This is a genomic window from Bacteroides caecigallinarum, assembly GCF_021530995.1.
GTDB lineage: Bacteria > Bacteroidota > Bacteroidia > Bacteroidales > Bacteroidaceae > Phocaeicola > Phocaeicola faecigallinarum.
This window is the reverse complement of sequence record NZ_JADYTF010000032.1, coordinates 1-20661: the sequence shown is the minus strand read 5'-3', so window position 1 is coordinate 20661 and position 20661 is coordinate 1. Positions and strand designations below refer to the sequence as shown.

Below are 20661 nucleotides of genomic sequence, written 5' to 3'. Positions count from 1 at the left end.
AATAAAAATACTTACAAAAGAAATATATAAAATAACAACATGACACACTAAAAAAGGACAATCGATGACTATTTATTCTTAAAAAAAAGACTTTGATATTAAATAAAATGTATCTTTGCATACGTCTTAACATTTTGTATTTTTATGAATAATATATTGGAGAACATAAGAATAATGATTAAAGACGGCCGTATAGCCGAAGCCAAGGAAGCTCTGGACATGATAATAGAGCAAAACACGGAAGACACTGACATGGCTTATTATCTGAAAGGAAATGCATGCAGAAAACTTGGAGACTGGCAGGGTGCGCTCAACAATTATCAGGAAGCCATAAACATCAATCCGGAAAGTCCGGCAAAGGACGCCAGAGCCATGATGATGGATATCCTGAATTTCTATAATAAAGATATGTTTAATCAATAAAACTCTAAATACGTATATATATGGCTAAAATGAAAGGAGTGGTGGTAGTAAACACCGAGCGATGCAAGGGATGCAACCTTTGTGTGGTAGCTTGCCCGCTTAAAGTATTGGCTCTTACTCCAAAAGTAAATCAAAAAGGATATAATTATGTACAGCAGGTGGTAGAAGACACTTGCAACGGTTGTTCATCATGCGCTATCGTATGTCCTGACGGTTGCCTTACTGTTTATAGGGCCAAATGTGAATAACCCAAGAATTTAAGAACAAACGATTAATAAAGAGAAATATGGCAGAAGAAGTAGTTCTAATGAAAGGTAACGAAGCCATAGCACATGCCGCGATACGCATTGGTGTGGACGGATACTTCGGTTACCCTATCACTCCGCAATCAGAAGTGCTTGAAACACTGGCAGAACAGAAGCCATGGGAAACAACCGGAATGGTGGTTTTGCAGGCAGAGAGTGAAGTTGCCGCAATAAACATGGTATATGGTGGTGCGGGAACAGGAAAAATGGTAATGACATCATCATCAAGTCCCGGCGTCAGCCTTAAACAGGAAGGTATATCTTATATAGCAGGAGCAGAATTGCCTTGCCTTATCGTGAACGTAATGCGTGGAGGTCCGGGACTGGGAACAATCCAACCTAGCCAGGCAGACTATTTTCAGACTACAAAAGGAGGAGGACACGGCGACTATCACCTGATAGCACTTGCACCGGCATCAGTACAGGAAATGGCTGATTTCGTAAAGCTGGGTTTTGACCTGGCATTCAAATACCGCAATCCGGCAATGATTCTTGCAGACGGTGTAATAGGTCAGATGATGGAAAAAGTGGTATTACCTGAACCAAGACCAAGACGTACAGATGAAGAAATAATCGAACAGTGCCCATGGGCATCAACCGGATGCAAAGGACGTAAACCTATTGTAATTACTTCTCTGGAACTTGATCCTGCCGTAATGGAACAGAGAAACCTGCATCTGCAAAACAAATATGCAGAAATAGAAGCTAACGAAAGACGTTATGAAGAAATAGAATGCGAAGATGCGGAATACCTGATAGTAGCATTCGGATCATGCGCACGTATAGCACAGAAGGCAATGGAACATGCACGCGAGGAAGGTATAAAGGTAGGTCTGTTCCGTCCTATAACACTATGGCCGTTCCCTACTCCGGAAATTGCAGAAAGAGCAAAACAAGTTAAAGGTATATTGGTGGTAGAGCTCAACAGCGGACAAATGATTGAAGATGTAAAACTGGCTGTAGAGTGCAACGTACCAGTACATCACTTCGGCCGTTTGGGTGGTATCGTACCTGATCCTGACGAAGTTGTGGACGCTTTGAAAGAAAAACTCATTAAATAACCCCAGTAAGAATAAATAATGGACAACGACAAGATAAGAAACATATTGAACATTCTGTTCATGATTGGAGCACTGGCATCTATTATCCTATATTTTACTTTAGGAGATGACAAAACCGTATTCTTTTATGTATGCGGTGCTTCACTGTTCCTGAAGATGATAGAATTCGTGTTCCGCTTCTTACTATGACAATTACGGAGGAAAATAATATGACAAAAGAAGAAATAATGAAGCCGGAAAATCTGGTTTACCAGAAGCCGAAACTGCTTAATGATAACCCAATGCACTACTGCCCGGGATGTAGCCACGGCGTGGTACACAAGCTTATTGCCGAAGTAATAGAAGAAATGGGAATGAGCGAAAAGGCTATAGGTGTCAGCCCTGTGGGATGTGCGGTATTCATGTATAACTATCTTGACATAGACTGTCAGGAAGCCGCTCACGGACGTGCGCCAGCACTTGCCACTGCAATAAAGAGACTGTGGCCGGACAGACTGGTGTTCACATATCAGGGAGATGGCGACTTGGCATGTATTGGTACAGCAGAAACTATACATGCACTCAACAGAGGTGAAAATATTACCATCATCTTTATAAACAACGCAATATACGGTATGACAGGCGGACAGATGGCTCCTACTACACTGGTGGGAATGAAAACAGCTACTTGTCCTTACGGACGTGATCCTGAGATACACGGTTATCCGCTTAAAATGACTGAAATTGCAGCTACACTGCAAGGCACATGCTACGTTACAAGACAGTCTGTTCAAACTGTTGCAGCCATCCGCAAGGCAAAGAAAGCCATAAGAAAAGCATTCGAAAATTCTATGCAAGGTAAAGGCTCTAACCTGGTGGAAATAGTATCTACATGTAACTCTGGATGGAAAATGTCACCTGAAAAAGCCAACAAATGGATGGAAGAGAACATGTTCCCGTTCTACCCTCTAGGCGACCTGAAGGACACTACTTTATAATATTCAATCACTCTATTATTCAAAAAGAAAATGAAGCATGAAATAATTATAGCCGGATTTGGAGGACAGGGAGTTTTGTCCATGGGTAAAATTCTTGCTTATTCCGGATTGATGGAAAACAAGGAAGTGACCTGGATGCCGGCATACGGACCTGAACAGAGAGGTGGTACAGCAAACGTAACGGTTATTGTGAGCGATGAAAGAATTTCATCACCAATATTGAGCAAATATGACTGCGCCATAATATTGAACCAGCCATCACTGGCAAAATTCGAAAGTAAGGTAAAACCTGGCGGAATACTTATCTACGACGGATATGGAATTATCAATCCTCCTACCAGAAAAGATATAAAAGTTTATCGCATTGATGCCATGGACGAAGCTAATGAACGCAACATGGCAAAGACTTTCAACATGATAGTTCTTGGAGGACTGCTGAAACTTATACCGGTAGTTTCAACAGAAAGTGTAGTAAAAGCATTGCGCAAGACTTTGCCGGAACGTCATCATCATCTTATACCGATGAACGAAGAAGCTATCCGTATCGGTATGGAAATAATAAAAGAAGCATAATAACTCAATAATATACCAAAAAGGAGGAGGAATCTGTAATGATTATCCTCCTTTTTTCGTTTTTTTATATTATATATTTGGACAAGATAATATGCACCTCGGAATTAAAAGCCGAAAACTATGTTTTCGCTTTGTACTTCTATCGTTTTGCACTATCTTTGCCACGATATGAGAAAGATACTTATTACAGCTATATTTATACTAGCGTGCATAAATTTATTTGCACAGGCACAGAACATGATGCAGAGCCAATATGGTTCTTCTGCATCTGGAATGAGCAGTAACCGTTTCGACAGAAACGGTAATCCGATAGACACTACTGCAGTTAATGATGCAAGCACTATACCTGTGGGACTAAGCTCATGGGTTATAGAAGAACGTTTGGGTAATAAAACGACAATTCCTGTTGATACTCTTCAGTTCGGATTCCAAAATTCCAATGACAACGGAGGTCCTACTGGCCACTATACATATCTTGGAAATTTGGGGTCGCCACGTATATCACACGTGTTTTTCGAAAGACCTGAAACCACACAGGAATTCTTTACAGACCCATATGATTTTGCATATCTTACTCCTGAAAAAATCATATTCACAAACACCAAATCTCCTTTCACAAATCTGACATATTATAAACATGGCTCGAGCAGAAGAGCAGAAGAAAGATTCAAGGCATATTTCGCAGTAAATGCGAACAAAAGACTTGGATTCGGATTCAATATAGACTATATTTATGGCAGAGGTAAATATCTGAACCAGTCTACAGCACTATTCAATGGAAATTTATTTGCTTATTATCATGGAGACAAATATGAAATGCACTTCAGTTTCGTGAATGACAACATGAAAGTAACTGAAAATGGTGGTATCACTGATGACAGATATGTGACACAGCCTATAGAAATGGCTGAAGGAGGAAGAGTTTTCAAGTCATACGAAATACCAACAAACTTGCAGGATATATGGAATAAAAATACAGGTTATCATGCTTTTCTGACACACAGATATAATTTGGGATTTTATAAGGACGAAACAAGCGAAAATGACACAATTCCAAAAGAAGTATTTGTCCCGGTTACAAGTTTCATTCACACCGTAAAAGTAGACATGAATACACGTAACTATATTTCCTACAACGATACACAGAACAGAGAGTATTTCCAGAACCATTATCTCGGAAATGACTCTACAGACATAACCAAATACATGTCTGTAAAAAACACTGTAGGGATATCTCTGAGAGAAGGATTCAACAAATGGGCGAAAGCAGGACTTACAGCTTTTGTAAGTTTCGAACACAGAAGATTCTCTATGACAGACAGTATAGAAGGAAAGGCCGGACAATTCATGAGAGATTACAAGGAGAATGTTCTATCAGTAGGAGGACAGCTGATAAAATCGCAAGGAAAGACATTGCATTATGATATACTTGGTGAGATAGCCGTACTTGGCGAGGACATAGGACAATTCAACATAGAAGGAAAAGGCGACCTTAACTTCAAGCTATTCAATGATACGGTAAGACTCGACGCTAAGGCATATATAAAGAATCTGAATCCTGCATTCTACTACCGCCATTTCCACTCTAAACATTATTGGTGGGACAACGATTTGTCTATGATTACAAGAACAAAGATTGAAGGAAAACTGAGCATAGACAGATGGAGAACACAATTGCAGGCAGGTGTAGAGAATATAACCAATTATACTTATCTTGACAATACATCTGTGGCATACACCGGTAGTGAAGGCGAAGCTACAACTTATAAAAATGATGTAGCTGTGAAACAAAACTCCGGAAACATACAAGTGTTCAGTGCAAAGCTAAAACAGGATTTTAAATTTGGAATATTACATCTGGACAATGAAGTTGTTTATCAGAAAAGCAGCAACAACAATATTTTGCCATTGCCGGAACTGGTTCTTTATCATAATCTCTATATCAGAGCCGGACTTGCAAAAAAAGTCCTGACTGTAGAGTTAGGTGCAGATGTCAGATATTTCACCCAATACTATGCACCTGATTATGCACCTGCAATCGGTCAATTCTATCTACAGAATAAAGACACCAGATATAAATTGGGAGGATATCCTTTGGTAAACGGATATATAAACCTGCATCTGAAACGTACACGTTTTTTTGTCATGATGTATAACCTTGTTCAGGGCACAGGAGAAAGAAGTTATTTCTTTGCACCACATTATCCACTTAACCCAAGAGGATTGAAACTGGGAATTTCATGGAATTTCTTCGATTAACTTTAATAATAAAAACGACTTGATTATATGGTAAAAAGACTCCTGAAATATATAATATCTATAATAGTTGTATCAACTGTTATAATACTATTGTTCTCCAGAAAAAATCCGGAAGAAAAGTTCTATCCGAGGGATTATCCAGGGATTATGGAATCAGGAGTTATAAAGGCTGTAACAGAATATAATGCCCTAAGTTTTTACGTATTTAAAGGAGAGACCTACGGATTTGATTATGAAATCTTAAATGCTTTTGCCAAAGAAAAAGGGCTGAAACTTGAAATGACGCCAGAAATGAGTTTTGAGAAAAGAATTAGAGGTGTCATTGAAGGAAGATACGATTTGATAGCACTGGGAACTGCAACAACCTCAGAACTGAAAGACAGTATTTTATTTACTAATCCTTTTGCGATAGGAAAACAAATTCTTATTCAAAGGAATGATGAAGATAATCATATAGACAGTCCTCTTGAACTTGCCGGCAAGACAATACATATAATAAAGGATTCGCCTGCACTGATGAGAATCAATAACCTTATGGACGAAATAGGCGATTCAATATACACAGAAGAAATAACCGAATATGGCCCAGAACAATTATTAGCCATGGTATCGGCTGGAGATATTGATTATGCTATATGCGATGAAAGAACAGCAAAAATGTACGTCAGAAGATTCAAAAACCTTGATTTGAACACAAATATAAGTTTCAATCAGTTCTATTCATGGGGAATTAATAAAAATGCACCAATACTGCTGGACAGCATAAACACTTGGCTGGAACGATATATCAAGACTAAAGAATATAAAGACTTATATAAAGAATACTTTAACCGAAATTATTAACTCGTTTATGATGAAGTTTGACAAGGTAAATTGGGGTTTCATAGGATGCGGTGAAGTAACAGAAAAAAAGAGTGGTCCCGCATTCAATATGGTAGAAGGATCCAAAGTCGTTGCCGTAATGAGCCGCGACGAAGAAAAGGTAAAATCGTATGCAGAAAGGCATAACATACCCAAATGGTATACAGACGCACAGGAACTGATAGGCGACGAGGAAGTTAATGCCATCTATATAGCCACACCTCCATCATCGCATGCCACATTTGCTATTATGGCAATGAAAGCAGGCAAACCTGTCTATATAGAAAAACCTATGGCAGCATCGTACGAAGACTGTGCCAGAATAAACAGAATATCAAAAGAAACAGGAATTCCATGTTTCGTAGCATACTACAGACGATATCTACCTTATTTCCAAAAGGTTAAAGACTTGGTAAAATCAGGCGAAATAGGTAATGTGATAAATGTTCAGATAAGATTTGCACAGCCGCCACGAGCATTGGATTATAATACCAAAAACCTGCCATGGCGTGTACAGCCTGTGATATCGGGAGGTGGATATTTCTACGATCTGGCACCTCACCAGCTTGATTTGCTGCAAGAAATGTTCGGGTGTATACTTGAAGCTGAAGGTTATAAAAGCAATAGAGGAGGCCTTTATGAAGCCGAAGATACGATAAGCGCATGTTTCAAGTTTGACTCTGGATTGCCAGGCTCAGGGTCATGGTGTTTCGTGGCACATGAGTCGGCCAAAGAGGACAGAATAGAAATAATAGGCGACAAAGGCATGATATGTTTCTCTGTATTCACATACGACCCGATAGCACTTCATACTGAAAGAGGACGCGAAGAAATAATTCTTCAAAACCCTCCACACGTACAGCTACCATTAATCAAAGCTGTAGTGGAACATCTGCAAGGAAAATCTATATGTACTTGTGACGGAGTAAGCGCAACCCCTACCAACTGGGTTATGGACAGGATTTTAAATAAGTTATAAAAGGTGTCGGCAAGCATTCGTGTAGCAATATCAATCTTATTATTATACCTCATTCCAAACCATCTTTTGGCTCTGGAAATGAGGAAAGATTCAGTGCAAATCCACGAAACGATATCAAAAGATACAATTTCTGAGAGTAAAGCATCAGGAACGACTAAGAATTTTATAAATAAGGCTGTTGACTGGTTCAACAAAACCGACACTTCTTATATCCTGCCCAATAAGTATAATCTTACTTTCATGCTGGAACAAAGTACCTGGTTTGAACATTATCATTTAGGAAGTACCAATAATTACGGCAACCAGGTACTGGGATTTGCCCCAAAAGCCAATACAAAACTTGGACTGTATTTCGGATGGAGATGGATTTTCCTGGGATATTCATTCGATTTGGGCAGTCTGTTCAATAACAAAAAAGACAAACCACGAATAGAGATGGTTTTCAATCTCTACAGTGCAAAGTTCGGACTGGACCTGTATTACAGAAAAACAGGCAGTAACTTCAAAATAACAAAATGCAAAAACTTCAATTTGTCCGAAGACTATATTGGGGTTGATTTCGATGGTTTCAACAGCAGTATTAAAGGCTTGAACGCATACTACATATTCAAAAGCGACAAATACTCATATCCGGCAGCATATAGCCAATCTACCAACCAGAAGAAAAGTTGCGGCTCGCCAATGGTGGGGTTTGCATATTCGCAGCACAATATTTCATTCGACAACACCAAACTGCCACAGGAAATCCAGAACCAGATCAATCCTTCCATGGAGTTTCAAAGTTTAAGCTACACGGATATCAACCTAAGCGTAGGATACGGCTACAACTGGGTCTTTGCAAAAAATTGTCTGTTAAACTTATCTCTACTTCCGGCCATAGGATATAAAAAGGCCAAAATCAACGGTACACCTGCAAATATAAGTTCCGACTGGACCGAATGGGTAAAAGATATAAACTTCGACCTTATTACAAGAGCCGGAATTACATGGAACAACAGTAAATATTACGTTGGTGCAACCCTTATTCTGCATACATACGACTACAGAAATGAAAAAATGTCCATGACAAATTCATTTGGAAGCCTTAAGATTTATGCAGGATTCAATTTCTGGAAAAGGAAACAGTCTCGCCGTCCGGAATAAACCATTGCTTTTGGTGCCGACGATGGTCAGCACCCAGATTTATACTTTCATATCCTACATTCATACAACAAAGACCGTTTTTCAAATCATATTTGTCTCAATTCTAAATAAAGACTATTGGTCATTGTATTGAATTTTCGAACAACTTTTATTACTTTTGCAACCGATTATACAATTCGGAAAAACAAATAATAATTAGATATAAATCATGGAATTAGCAAGTAAGTACAATCCCGCAGATGTGGAAGGGAAATGGTACCAGTATTGGCTGGACAACAAACTTTTCAGTTCTAAACCGGACGGACGCGAACCATACACCGTCGTAATCCCGCCACCAAACGTGACCGGAGTGCTCCACATGGGACACATGCTTAACAATACTATACAGGACATCCTCGTGCGCCGTGCCCGCATGATGGGAAAGAACGCATGCTGGGTTCCTGGTACAGACCACGCATCTATCGCAACAGAAGCAAAGGTGGTAAACAAACTGGCTCAGCAGGGAATAAAGAAAACCGACCTCACAAGAGAGGAATTCCTGAAACATGCATGGGAATGGACTGACGAACACGGAGGTATAATCCTGAAACAGTTGCGCAAACTTGGTGCTTCATGCGACTGGGACCGCACTGCTTTCACTATGGACGAAGCAAGAAGCAAGAGTGTGATAAAGGTATTCGTAGACCTGTATAACAAGGGACTGATTTATCGCGGCGTTCGTATGGTGAACTGGGATCCAAAAGCCCTCACTGCACTTTCTGATGAAGAGGTTATCTATAAGGAAGAACACAGCAAGCTCTTCTACCTGAGATATAAGGTTGAAGGTGATGCTGAAGGACGTTATGCTGTAGTTGCAACTACTCGTCCTGAAACTATCATGGGTGATACAGCAATGTGTATCAATCCTAACGACCCAAAGAACGAATGGCTCAAGGGCAAGAAAGTGATTGTTCCGTTGGTGAACAGAGTTATCCCGGTTATCGAAGATGACTATGTAGATATAGAGTTCGGTACAGGATGTTTGAAGGTTACTCCTGCACACGACGTGAACGACTACATGCTGGGCGAAAAATACAATCTGCAGTCAATAGATATATTCAATGACAATGGTACTATCAGCGAGGCTGCCGAAATGTATGTAGGTATGGACCGTTTCGACGTTCGCGAACAGATAGAAAAAGATCTTGCAGCAGCAGGCCTTCTTGAAAAGGTTGAAGCTTACAACAACAAGGTCGGTTTCTCTGAACGTACAAACGTAGCCATCGAACCTAAACTGTCAATGCAGTGGTTCCTCAAGATGAAACACTTCGCAGACATGGCGTTGCCTCCTGTAATGAACGACGAACTGAAGTTCTATCCTGCAAAATACAAGAACACTTACAAGTACTGGATGGAGAACATCAAGGACTGGTGTATAAGCCGTCAGTTGTGGTGGGGACACAGAATCCCGGCTTACTTCTTGCCTCAGGGCGGATTTGTAGTGGCAGAAACAGCAGAAGAAGCGTTGAAACTTGCCATCGAGAAAACAGGCAACAAGGATATGAAGATTGAAGACCTGCGTCAGGATGAAGACTGTCTGGATACATGGTTCTCTTCATGGTTGTGGCCTATCTCTCTGTTCGACGGAATCAACAATCCGGGCAACGAGGAAATCAAATACTACTACCCTACTGCCGACCTTGTAACAGGACCGGACATCATTTTCTTCTGGGTGGCACGTATGATTATGGCAGGATATGAATATATGGGCGATATGCCTTTCAAGAATGTATATTTCACAGGTATCGTACGCGATAAAATCGGCCGTAAGATGTCCAAGTCACTCGGTAACTCACCAGACCCGCTTGAACTGATTGATAAATATGGTGCTGATGGTGTACGTATGGGTATGATGCTTGCAGCTCCTGCAGGAAACGATATTTTGTTTGACGACGCTCTCTGCGAACAGGGACGTAACTTCAACAACAAGATATGGAACGCATTCCGTCTGGTTAAGGGATGGAACGTGGAAGGAAACGAACAGCCTGAATACGCATGCCTGGCAACTGAATGGTTTGAGGCTATGCTTGCAAAGACTACAGCTGAAGTAAACGATCTGTTCGGCAAATATCGTCTGAGCGAGGCTCTTATGGTAGTTTACAAACTGTTCTGGGACGAATTCTCAAGCTGGTATCTTGAAATGGTGAAACCAGTATACGGACAGCCTATCGACAGCGTGACTTACGAAAAGACTTTGAGTTTCTTCGACACACTGCTCAAGCTTCTGCATCCGTTCATGCCATTCATCACTGAAGAGTTGTGGCAGCACATCTATGACCGCAAGGATGGTGAAAGCATCATGACTCAGACTCTTAATATGACAGAGACTTACAATGAAACTATCATAAACAAATTTGAAGCTGTAAAAGAAGTTATCGGTGGCATCCGTACTATCAGACTTCAGAAGAACATTGCTCAGAAAGAGGCTTTGAATCTTGAAGTGGTTGGAGAAAGCCCTGTAGCAGACTTCAATGCTGTGATAGAGAAATTGTGTAACCTTTCTGAAATAGCACAGGTAGATGCAAAGGCAGAAGGTGCAGCTTCGTTCATGGTTGGTACAACTGAATATGCAGTTCCTCTGGGTAACCTTATAAACGTGGAAGAAGAGCTGAAGAAACTTGAAGCAGACCTGAAATATCAGGAAGGATTCCTCATGAGCGTAATGAAGAAGCTAAGCAACGAGAAGTTTGTAAGCAAGGCTCCGGCTAACGTTATTGAAATGGAACGCAAGAAACAGGCTGACGCAGAAACCAAGATTGCAGCACTGAAAGAAAGCATTGCGACATTGAAAAAGTAATCAACCGAATATCTATATAAAACAAAAAATGAACATCCGAAAGGCTGTTCATTTTTTGTTTATATAGATTTCATGTTTTCCAAGAAAACAGATCCTATCTAATATGATGTAATTTAACCACTTCACCCAATTCAGGAATCATAACATCCATATTTCTTTTTCTGGCCTCGGTCGCAAATACATGAGGCGGATCAAATAAAGGCTCATCTGAAAGGTCGAAAGTGCCGTAATGCATCGGTATAGTCATTCGTGCACCCATCTCGGCTGAAGCAGTAAGGGCATCATATGGAGATATATGATTAGGTTTCATAAACCATCGTGGCTTATATGCACCTATTCCAATCATACAATAGTCAATGTGTGGGAAAATATCAGACAACTCCTTAAAATGGTGAGCGTATCCCGTATCACCGCTATTATAAATAGTTATTCCGTCTGCCTGTATCATAAAAGCCCCCCAAAGGCGTTCACCGCCATCGCTCACTCCTCTTTTGCTCCAGTGCTGTGCCGGAAGGAAGGTCAGACAAAGTCCGTCATCCTTATGCTGCTGATACCATCCGGCTTCAATTACCTCCATTTCAGGAAACCATCCTTTTATCAGTTGTCCGGTACCGATACCACAAAACAACTTCATCATGGGATTTTCGGAGACCAGACGAGCCACACTCGGCTTGTCAAGATGATCGAAATGGTCATGGCTGATAAGCAAATAATCTATATTCCTGAAGATTGAAGGATCGGCAGGAAACGTACTCCTTCTCTTCACAAAAGGTATGCTTCCGAAAACAGGATCAATCATAAAACGTTTTCCGCCTAACTGAAGAAAAAAAGAATTATGCCCAAGCCATATCAGCGAATTGCCTATTACAGCATCAAGACTATGGAGATATCTCACATTGGGATTCCACTTTATCCTACGTTTTTCTTTTCTTTGCGGATTAGGCGAGAATCTCCATTTCAATATACTTCCCATTCCAGGACGCCATCTGTGCTGACGGTTAAAGAATTTGCCTTTAACGGAAGGATTACCGCGCCAACGTGGGTTCACAGTATGCAATTGTTCATTCTTTCTAAACGAAATCCTTTCTCCCATATATTTTAAATAAATATAAAACAAAAATCGGGGAAAGAATACTTTCGTAACCTTACCCCGACTATCACAATATCTTCATTATTTTTCTAGAAGTTCTTTCAAAAATGCGTCAAGTTCTTCATCAAGTCCTTTCAAAAGCTCATCATTAAGTAACAAAGTATCCTCATCATCAACCAACATCAACTCAGCTACAGTTTCTTTATCCTCATCAACCAAAACAAAAGAGTATGGCTTAAGCAAAGACAGTTTTTCAAAATATCCCTGGTCTCTCAACGCCACAATTTCAGAACGAAGAATAGTTTCGACATCAGACACAAAATCTTCAGATTCGCATTCAACCCATTCATCTATAATAGTACGAGCCAATTCTTCATCATCATCATTGAATATCAATAGTTCTCCACTATCCTGTTTCGGTTGCAAATGTATATCTGTAACAACAGTATTCTCATTGCCGGAAACATATCTGCATAATGCTTCTCGAATAGATGACGATATAGCTGCACGTGTTTTTTCACTAACATTCATAGGCATAAAATATTTATTACCTCAAAATTACTAAAAATTATAAAGTTTCAAAACAAACAGCTCAGAAATTGTTATTAAAACGTCCCATTTGAACATTCAATTTGCCCAATTCATCTTTTCTTTTAGTGAACTGTGCAGTATAATACTTTAGAACCATCTCCTCTTCAGAACCCGGCTCCACACAATCTGTAGCTTTTTTCAGCCACTCTTCTGCCTTTTCCATATCTCCAGTCATCTCAAACGAGAGCGACATATTATATGCTGCCCTAAATTTCGTATTTCCTTTCTTCAGACGATTATACACCTTTGTCCACTGTTCTCTGGCTGAAGTCCAGTCATCCTCTCTAACGTAAACTCCAGCATCGCGCATTTCTACGCATCCACCGTCAAAATAAATTCTATTAACAGTCTGCCAATAAGGAACTATTTTATTACAAATGACAGATGAAGCATGTCTGGTACATTCATCTATTAGCTCTTTTTCTGAAATTCTGTTTCCTAGATCGAAATACAAAGTATCTTTAGCCACAAGTTCGGCAATTGGTTTTTGTCTTTTAGGTATATATAACCGTACAACAGGTACAACCTGTGTCTGCAAAACAGGAATGGCAACATCCCAACCTGGATTAGTCAATTCTTTCTTTTGTACATCCAAAAATAATCTTTCAAATGAAATTATCATATCAACTCCCAACATTGAAGATAGTCTGCTCACTTCATCAGCAGAAAGACTGGTAGAATAAGCATCTGAGCAAAGAGCCGAATCGCAAATTATGACCTGATTAAAATACTTGCTGTCTGCCAAATAACCGGATAAAGTCTCAGCAGCTCCCTTTCCTTCAGCCTCTATCGGCCCCAAAGTGAGAATATTACTTTTTGGCTTTGGACGCGATGGCATATTGTTTACCACACCAACTACTGAAACTTGATATGGGAAATTAACCTCAGCAGGAGATAACTGATCGAAAGTAAGTGTCTGAATGGAAGCACATGACGACATCAAAACACTTACAAGCAAAATGATATATAAAGCATGTTTCTTCATAATTTATTCAATTTTAAATCTGTACAAAATTAGTATTTTTCTGAATATTATGAAGTTAAAAGGTAATAAAGGTATAACAATAAAGGCCGCCCCTATGTTAAGAGACGACCTTTATAACATGTTATTTATTAAAATTCTTATACTTTACCGTGACAATTTTTGTATTTCAATCCGCTTCCACAAGGACATGGATCGTTTCGGCCTACAGTCTTGTCTGCCTTATAAGGCTCATTCTTAACTTCTCTGGTATCCTTACCTGCTGCATTCTGCTGGGCCTGATCATTTAAATCAACCTTTTCTTCCTTATACTGCTGTTTTCTAGGAGCAGGTTCAGGAGCAGCCTCACGCACCTGTTCTGGCTCCTGAACAGGTATCTGACCACGCATAAGTACAGAAATTGTATTATTATTAATCTTCGCAACCATATTGTCGAACAGTTTTACAGATTCAAGCTTGAAAATCAACAATGGGTCTTTCTGTTCGTAACTTGCATTCTGTACTGAATGTTTAAGTTCGTCAAGTTCACGAAGATTCTCTTTCCAAGCCTCATCAATAGTATGAAGAAGTATAGCTTTTTCGAAAGCCTTCACTATTTCTTTTGACTCTGATTCGTATGCAGCCTTCAAGTTTACAGGAATATTATACATACGTTTTCCGTCTGTGATAGGAATCATGATGTTTTCATACATCTGTCCCTGATTTTCATAAACCTGTTTGATTACAGGATTGGCAATTTGTGCCATACGTTCAGTCTTACGCTTGAAGATTTCCATAGCGGCATCGAATGTTCTTTCTGCAAGTACATTCTTATCTTTTGAAGTGAACTCATCTTCAGTAAATGGAGTTTCCATTGCAAGAGTCTGAAGAATTTCCATCTTAGCTTCAGAATAAGTAGCCATATCCAAAGCGTTCGCACAACGTTCCCAAATCATATTAACTATATCCATGCCGATACGTTCACCCATCAACGCATGGCGACGCTTAGTATAAACTACATTACGCTGCTTGTTCATCACATCATCATATTCAAGCAAACGCTTACGGATACCGAAGTTGTTTTCTTCAACCTTCTTCTGGGCACGCTCAATAGAATTTGAAATCATCTTATGTTCAATCATTTCGCCTTCCTTGAAACCAAGCTTATCCATTACAGACGCTATACGGTCGGAAGAGAACAAACGCATCAAATCGTCTTCAAGAGAAACAAAGAACACTGAAGAACCCGGGTCTCCCTGACGTCCGGCACGACCACGCAACTGACGGTCAACACGACGAGATTCGTGACGTTCAGTACCAATAATCGCCAAACCTCCTGCAGCCTTGACTTCGTCGCTCAACTTGATATCGGTACCACGACCTGCCATGTTGGTAGCAATAGTAACTGTACGTCCCAAACCGGCTTTTGCAACGATGTCAGCTTCTTTCTGATGTAATTTAGCATTAAGAACGTTATGTTCAATCTTACGGAGAGTAAGCATTTTACTCAGCATTTCAGAGATTTCAACAGATGTTGTACCGACCAGTACCGGACGTCCCATTTCAACCATCTTTTCAATCTCTTCAATAACAGCTTTATATTTCTCGCGCTTAGTTTTATAAACGCGGTCGTTCATGTCTATACGTGCTATAGGGCGGTTAGTAGGAATAGTCACTACATCTAGTTTATAGATATCCCAGAATTCGCCTGCTTCCGTTTCTGCAGTACCTGTCATACCAGACAATTTATGATACATACGGAAATAATTCTGAAGAGTGATTGTTGCGAATGTCTGAGTAGCTGCTTCTACCTTAACACCTTCCTTAGCTTCAACTGCCTGATGCAAACCGTCACTCCAACGACGACCATCCATAATACGGCCAGTCTGTTCGTCAACGATTTTAACCTGACCATCCATAACAACATAGTCAGTATCTTTTTCGAACATTGTATATGCCTTAAGCAACTGGTTGATAGTATGAACTCGTTCAGACTTGATAGCGTAGTTAGTCATAAGTTCATCTTTCTTAGCCAACTTTTCTTCATCTGACAATGAAGTTTCGCTTTCAAGCTCTGACAACTGTGCCGCAATATCAGGAAGGACGAATAGTGTAGGGTCCTGAGAGTTACCAGTAATAAGTTCAATACCCTTATCAGTAAGGTCTGCACTCTTCATTTTTTCATCTATAACGAAATAAAGAGGTTCAACAGCTTCAGGCATACGCTTATTGTTTGCTTCCATATAGATAGCCTCAGTCTTCAACATTCCGGCTTTAATACCCGGTTCGCTGAGGAACTTGATAAGAGGTTTATTCTTTGGAAGAGCCTTGTGGCTACGGAATAATGAAAGGAATCCTTCTTCCACTTCTTCTTTCTTATCTGAAGCTATAAGACGTTTAGCATCTGCCAAATACTGTGTGGCAAGCTTACGCTGTGCTTCAACAAGGCGCTCTACCAACGGACGAAGAACTTCGAACAGCTGCTGATCACCTTTTGGAACAGGACCTGAAATAATAAGAGGAGTACGAGCATCGTCAATCAATACAGAGTCCACCTCATCGACAATGGCAAAATTATGTTTACGCTGTACAAGATCCTTAGGGCTGTTAGCCATGTTGTCGCGCAGATAGTCGAAACCGAACTCGTTGTTAGTACCGAATGTGATATCAGCCATATATGCACGGCGACGTGCTGCAGAGTTTGGCTGATGCTTATCAATACAGTCTACACTCAATCCATGGAACATATAGAGAGGTCCCATCCATTCAGAGTCACGTTTTGCAAGATAGTCATTGACAGTTACTACGTGTACACCGTTACCAGTCAATGCATTAAGGAATACTGGCAAAGTAGCTACAAGAGTTTTACCTTCACCTGTACACATTTCGGCAATCTTACCCTGATTTAGGACAACTCCACCGAATAACTGTACATCGTAGTGAACCATACACCACTTCATATCATTTCCACCAGCTACCCAATGATTTTTCCATATAGCCTTATCGCCTTCAATGCGGACAAAATCCTTACCCATGGCAGCCAACTCACGGTCGAAATTAGTAGCTGTTACTTCTATTTCTTCATTCTGAGTAAAACGTCGTGCGGTATCTTTTACAATAGCGAAAGCTACAGGCAAAACGTCGCTAAGTGCTTTTTCATACTTATCAAGCACCTCTTTTTCAAGTTTATCTATTTGGGCAAAGATAGGTTCACGTTTTTCAATATCTGTAGTTTCGATTGTAGCTTTAAGTTCTTCAATCTTTTTGTTTTCCTCTACGGCAGAATCTTTAATATACTTTTTCAACTCTTCCGTTTTGGCACGCAACTCATCATTACTCAGCTTCTCTATTTCAGGGTATGCAGCTTTAATTTTTTCTACCCATGGCTGGATTTCCTTCATGTCACGAGAAGCCTTGTTCCCGAACAACTTGCTTATAAATTCATTAAATCCCATTATATATTTTATTTTTTATTTACAGATTAATGCCGTTAAATATGTTCAACAGCGCACAAAGATAATTAAAAACGCACAAAGTGCCGCAATTACAAAGATTTATTTGCGTATTCCTGTCAAAGGAGACGCCACACTGGCATTCGGCGCCCTTATTCGCATAAAGTGTGCCAGAGTAGGAGCAACTGCTGCCACCTTTATAGGTGAATATAATATTTCCGGTTTTATGTTATATCCAAAAAAGAAGACTGGAACCGAAGCATATGCTTCACGTTCAACTCTAACCGTATTAGAATATTCATCCACAACCTTCCATCCAGGCAGTATTTCTATGTATAGATCACCTGAACATTCTCTTGTAAATGAATTTCTGATTTTTTCAATCTTAGGGTTCCATGCCCCAAGCAAAAGACGTTGGGAAGAATATGCTGAACGTATGCCACTCATCTGTATAATAAATTCAGAGGAGCGTGTCATCACTTCTGCAAGATTCAAATTTTTGTCTTCTATAAGTTTGTGATTAAGATATATCTGATTACCATAACTGGTTTCCACATACTGTCCCTGCCCATATATTGCCATGAGATACATATTCAACAAAGCAGAACAACGCTTCATGTAAAATTCACCTGTTGGTATCTTATATTGAGGCAAATCTTCTGGTTCAGGCGAACGATATCCAGTAGAAGTTATAAAAATAAGTGTATTCTTCAGACCTACCTTTTTATCAACCATATCAAGCAAATCCCCAATACTGTTATCTAGGCGGACATACATATCCTGAATCTGCATTGCATATTCTGTATCAGGCTTGCCATCGTAATTTCCGGCATAGTAGCCTAGCGTCAATAGATCAGGAGTATCATCCAACCCTGCATTGGTATTATTCAAAAAGACATTAACAAGCTTGTTTACCTCATCGTTTACGTATGGGCTAGTCTTGAACTTCTTATACTTATACAGACGCTCGTCAGTAAAATTATGTTTGAATGTAAGTTGTTTTGTTTCTGTAGTAATGTATTTATATGAGTTAACAGGGAGATATGGCCCCCATGTAATCTGGTCTATTCTGAAATCCAATCCATCACGATCATTAAAATTTGTCACCCATTCAGGAAATGTTCCATAGTAAGTTGTACCACTCCATTTACCATTTTCATCATTTATCCAAAAAGCTCCTTTAGCGGCATGACCAGCTCCCATTATTGCCATTTCTTTAGTTGGAGCAATAGAATATACATGTGCCTGTCCATGCGTAGACACCATTAACTCATCTGCAAGGTTGGATACAGAAAGATGCTTGGGTGAAGTATTTTCTGATGTATAAATTCCCATATACGCCTTATCATCTACACTTTTTACTACACAAAGCGTATTCCTATCCATCCAGCTATTTCCTACAACTCCATTATAATAAGGTGTAGTACCTGTATAAATAGAAGCTACGGATGAAGTCTGATCAGGTTTAATGAAATCATATTCACCATTCATATATACACGTCCTTCTTTAAAAAGACGCTTGAAACCCCTTTCACCATACATGGCGGAAAAGGCCTCGATATAATCCGTACGCAACTGATCTATAGTCAGACCTATTACCAATTTCGGAACAGCCGGAACATTTTGAGCATTAATTCCGGATATAACTATAGCAGTAATTAAAGATGTGATAAATCGTTCTCTCATTTTTATTTTCTATAAACTATCTGATGGCTCACTGCATTAAACAACAAACCGAGTGCCAAAAGTAATACCGATAAATCAATTTCTTGCGGTATTATCGGTATTATCACTATAAAAAATGTTAAATACACAGAATTCACTATATGCCATCTGTCTTTTCTACGTTTTATGTCGTTATAAAGCATGAATGGCAAATAAAATAACGGTATTGGATTAAATAACATAATAAGCCAATTTGAATCCACCGTAGGATGTATTGAAAAGAAAAACAGAAAAGCAATTATACATCCAGCCAACCCCTGAGACAAATAAAGAATTAAATCCCAAATCCAGTATATTTTCTTCTTAACAATCTGAATAAATGCTATTATGATGTTCAGGCAAAGAAAAAAAGTAGCACAGCTCACTGGGCTGAATGGAAAAGAATCCCCATCATCAACTACTGTGTCAGCATCAACTATCACCTCTTCCTTTAAAACCAAAGGCCTTAAATTTCCATTAGGACTTTTAATATATGCTTTTTCTGCAAAAGAACGCATATAAAATGGAGAAAACATTTGTTGGCGAATACCTATTGGTTCATCAGCATCCTCTCCTAAACATAAATCTATACCAAACTCTTCCCAATCAAATCCTTTTGTAAATTCATGTATGATACCACGAAACGTATTATCAGGAACTGTAGTAGGATATTCAACTTTTCCATCAATACATTTTTCTATCTGGTCTCTCGCTCTTGTAGTACAATTGTCATAAAAATAATTATACCTATAAACCCTGTTTTGTGGAAGATAATTTGTAAAAAGAAGCTCCTGCAATTTTATTTTTTCACTATACGTAAGATTCAGGACCTGCTGATATACAGCTGACCCCCTAAACATATACTCAGCCTTGAAAGATCTGATATCGTTTACTCCCAACTGATAATCCGTCTCACCCTTAACAAAACGATATATAAAATTAGGCGATGAAAAACTGAACATTCCGTAATTAAATACCAAATCCTTGCTTTTAGTAAAATTCTGATATCGTATTGCTGTATGTCCGAATAAAGAATATATTTCAGTTCCGGGAGAACAAGTAAGCAAACTAAACTGTATACTGTCGCGTTTTTGCGAGTATGACTGCATAACTCCCAAAATCACCAACAGAGAGACTAATACTCTTAATTTATTGATAAACATAGTTTATAAAAGTGCATATTTGTAATTTCGGACACAAAAATAAGACTAATTATCTATAAATATAAAACAAAACATCTATTTTATTGCAATTATTACCCATTTTTTCCTTTACTTTGCATGCAATACTAAATTATGCATTGTGAATTTAATAATAGACATTGGTAATACCGTTGCTAAACTTGCAGTTTTCGATGGAGATGAACAAATTGAAGTACTTAGAGGTTCAAACCATTCATTGGACTGCATGAAAATACTTTGTCACAAATATAAAATTGATAAATGT

General features: G+C 39.2%; 17 protein-coding genes. 11 read left to right on the top strand and 6 right to left on the bottom strand.

The window, feature by feature from the left end:
• Positions 1-144: 144 nt before the first annotated feature.
• From I6E24_RS06455 to I6E24_RS06405, 11 genes are all read left to right on the top strand, one after another.
• The gene (locus I6E24_RS06455; RefSeq protein WP_235327194.1) at positions 145-423 is read left to right on the top strand and encodes a tetratricopeptide repeat protein; all 279 of its coding nucleotides are present in this window, start codon (positions 145-147) and stop codon (positions 421-423) included.
• A gap of 20 nt (positions 424-443) precedes the next feature.
• The gene (locus I6E24_RS06450) at positions 444-671 is read left to right on the top strand and encodes a 4Fe-4S binding protein (RefSeq protein WP_154044972.1); all 228 of its coding nucleotides are present in this window, start codon (positions 444-446) and stop codon (positions 669-671) included.
• Between the two features lie 38 nt (positions 672-709).
• A complete protein-coding gene (locus I6E24_RS06445) occupies positions 710-1789 on the top strand; it encodes a 3-methyl-2-oxobutanoate dehydrogenase subunit VorB (RefSeq protein ID WP_235327192.1) in 1080 nt (359 codons plus the stop codon).
• A gap of 18 nt (positions 1790-1807) precedes the next feature.
• Entirely contained in the window at positions 1808-1978 is a 171-nt protein-coding gene (locus I6E24_RS06440; RefSeq protein WP_204393508.1) for a hypothetical protein, read from the top strand.
• A 20-nt stretch (positions 1979-1998) separates the two neighbouring features.
• The gene (locus I6E24_RS06435) at positions 1999-2766 is read left to right on the top strand and encodes a thiamine pyrophosphate-dependent enzyme (RefSeq protein ID WP_204393506.1); all 768 of its coding nucleotides are present in this window, start codon (positions 1999-2001) and stop codon (positions 2764-2766) included.
• A gap of 30 nt (positions 2767-2796) precedes the next feature.
• On the top strand, positions 2797-3339 hold the full coding sequence (locus I6E24_RS06430; protein ID WP_235327191.1) for a 2-oxoacid:acceptor oxidoreductase family protein: 543 nt from the start codon (positions 2797-2799) through the stop codon (positions 3337-3339).
• Between the two features lie 168 nt (positions 3340-3507).
• Positions 3508-5598: a putative porin gene (locus tag I6E24_RS06425; protein WP_317218726.1), complete on the top strand. Its 2091-nt coding sequence runs from the start codon at positions 3508-3510 to the stop codon at positions 5596-5598.
• A 27-nt stretch (positions 5599-5625) separates the two neighbouring features.
• A complete protein-coding gene (locus tag I6E24_RS06420) occupies positions 5626-6441 on the top strand; it encodes a transporter substrate-binding domain-containing protein (RefSeq protein ID WP_235327189.1) in 816 nt (271 codons plus the stop codon).
• Between the two features lie 7 nt (positions 6442-6448).
• Entirely contained in the window at positions 6449-7438 is a 990-nt protein-coding gene (locus tag I6E24_RS06415; protein ID WP_235327187.1) for a Gfo/Idh/MocA family protein, read from the top strand.
• Positions 7439-7441: 3 nt separating this feature from the next.
• Positions 7442-8581: a DUF4421 domain-containing protein gene (locus I6E24_RS06410; protein ID WP_235327185.1), complete on the top strand. Its 1140-nt coding sequence runs from the start codon at positions 7442-7444 to the stop codon at positions 8579-8581.
• A gap of 208 nt (positions 8582-8789) precedes the next feature.
• The gene (locus I6E24_RS06405) at positions 8790-11417 is read left to right on the top strand and encodes a valine--tRNA ligase (protein WP_235327183.1); all 2628 of its coding nucleotides are present in this window, start codon (positions 8790-8792) and stop codon (positions 11415-11417) included.
• A 94-nt stretch (positions 11418-11511) separates the two neighbouring features.
• Here the strand turns inward: I6E24_RS06405 and I6E24_RS06400 are convergent, their stop codons facing one another.
• From I6E24_RS06400 to lnb, 6 genes are all read right to left on the bottom strand, one after another.
• Positions 11512-12510 (bottom strand): MBL fold metallo-hydrolase, encoded by a 999-nt coding sequence (locus I6E24_RS06400; RefSeq protein ID WP_235327181.1) that lies wholly within the window; start codon positions 12508-12510, stop codon positions 11512-11514.
• A 78-nt stretch (positions 12511-12588) separates the two neighbouring features.
• Positions 12589-13038, bottom strand: coding sequence for a hypothetical protein (locus I6E24_RS06395; RefSeq protein ID WP_235327179.1), 450 nt, complete (start codon positions 13036-13038; stop codon positions 12589-12591).
• Positions 13039-13099: 61 nt separating this feature from the next.
• A complete protein-coding gene (locus tag I6E24_RS06390; RefSeq protein ID WP_235327177.1) occupies positions 13100-14083 on the bottom strand; it encodes a DUF6340 family protein in 984 nt (327 codons plus the stop codon).
• A 137-nt stretch (positions 14084-14220) separates the two neighbouring features.
• A complete protein-coding gene (secA, locus tag I6E24_RS06385; protein WP_235327175.1) occupies positions 14221-17514 on the bottom strand; it encodes a preprotein translocase subunit SecA in 3294 nt (1097 codons plus the stop codon).
• A 99-nt stretch (positions 17515-17613) separates the two neighbouring features.
• On the bottom strand, positions 17614-19197 hold the full coding sequence (locus I6E24_RS06380; protein ID WP_235327173.1) for an alkaline phosphatase family protein: 1584 nt from the start codon (positions 19195-19197) through the stop codon (positions 17614-17616).
• A 2-nt stretch (positions 19198-19199) separates the two neighbouring features.
• A complete protein-coding gene (lnb, locus tag I6E24_RS06375) occupies positions 19200-20372 on the bottom strand; it encodes a lipoprotein N-acyltransferase Lnb (RefSeq protein WP_235327202.1) in 1173 nt (390 codons plus the stop codon).
• Positions 20373-20661: the final 289 nt, after the last annotated feature.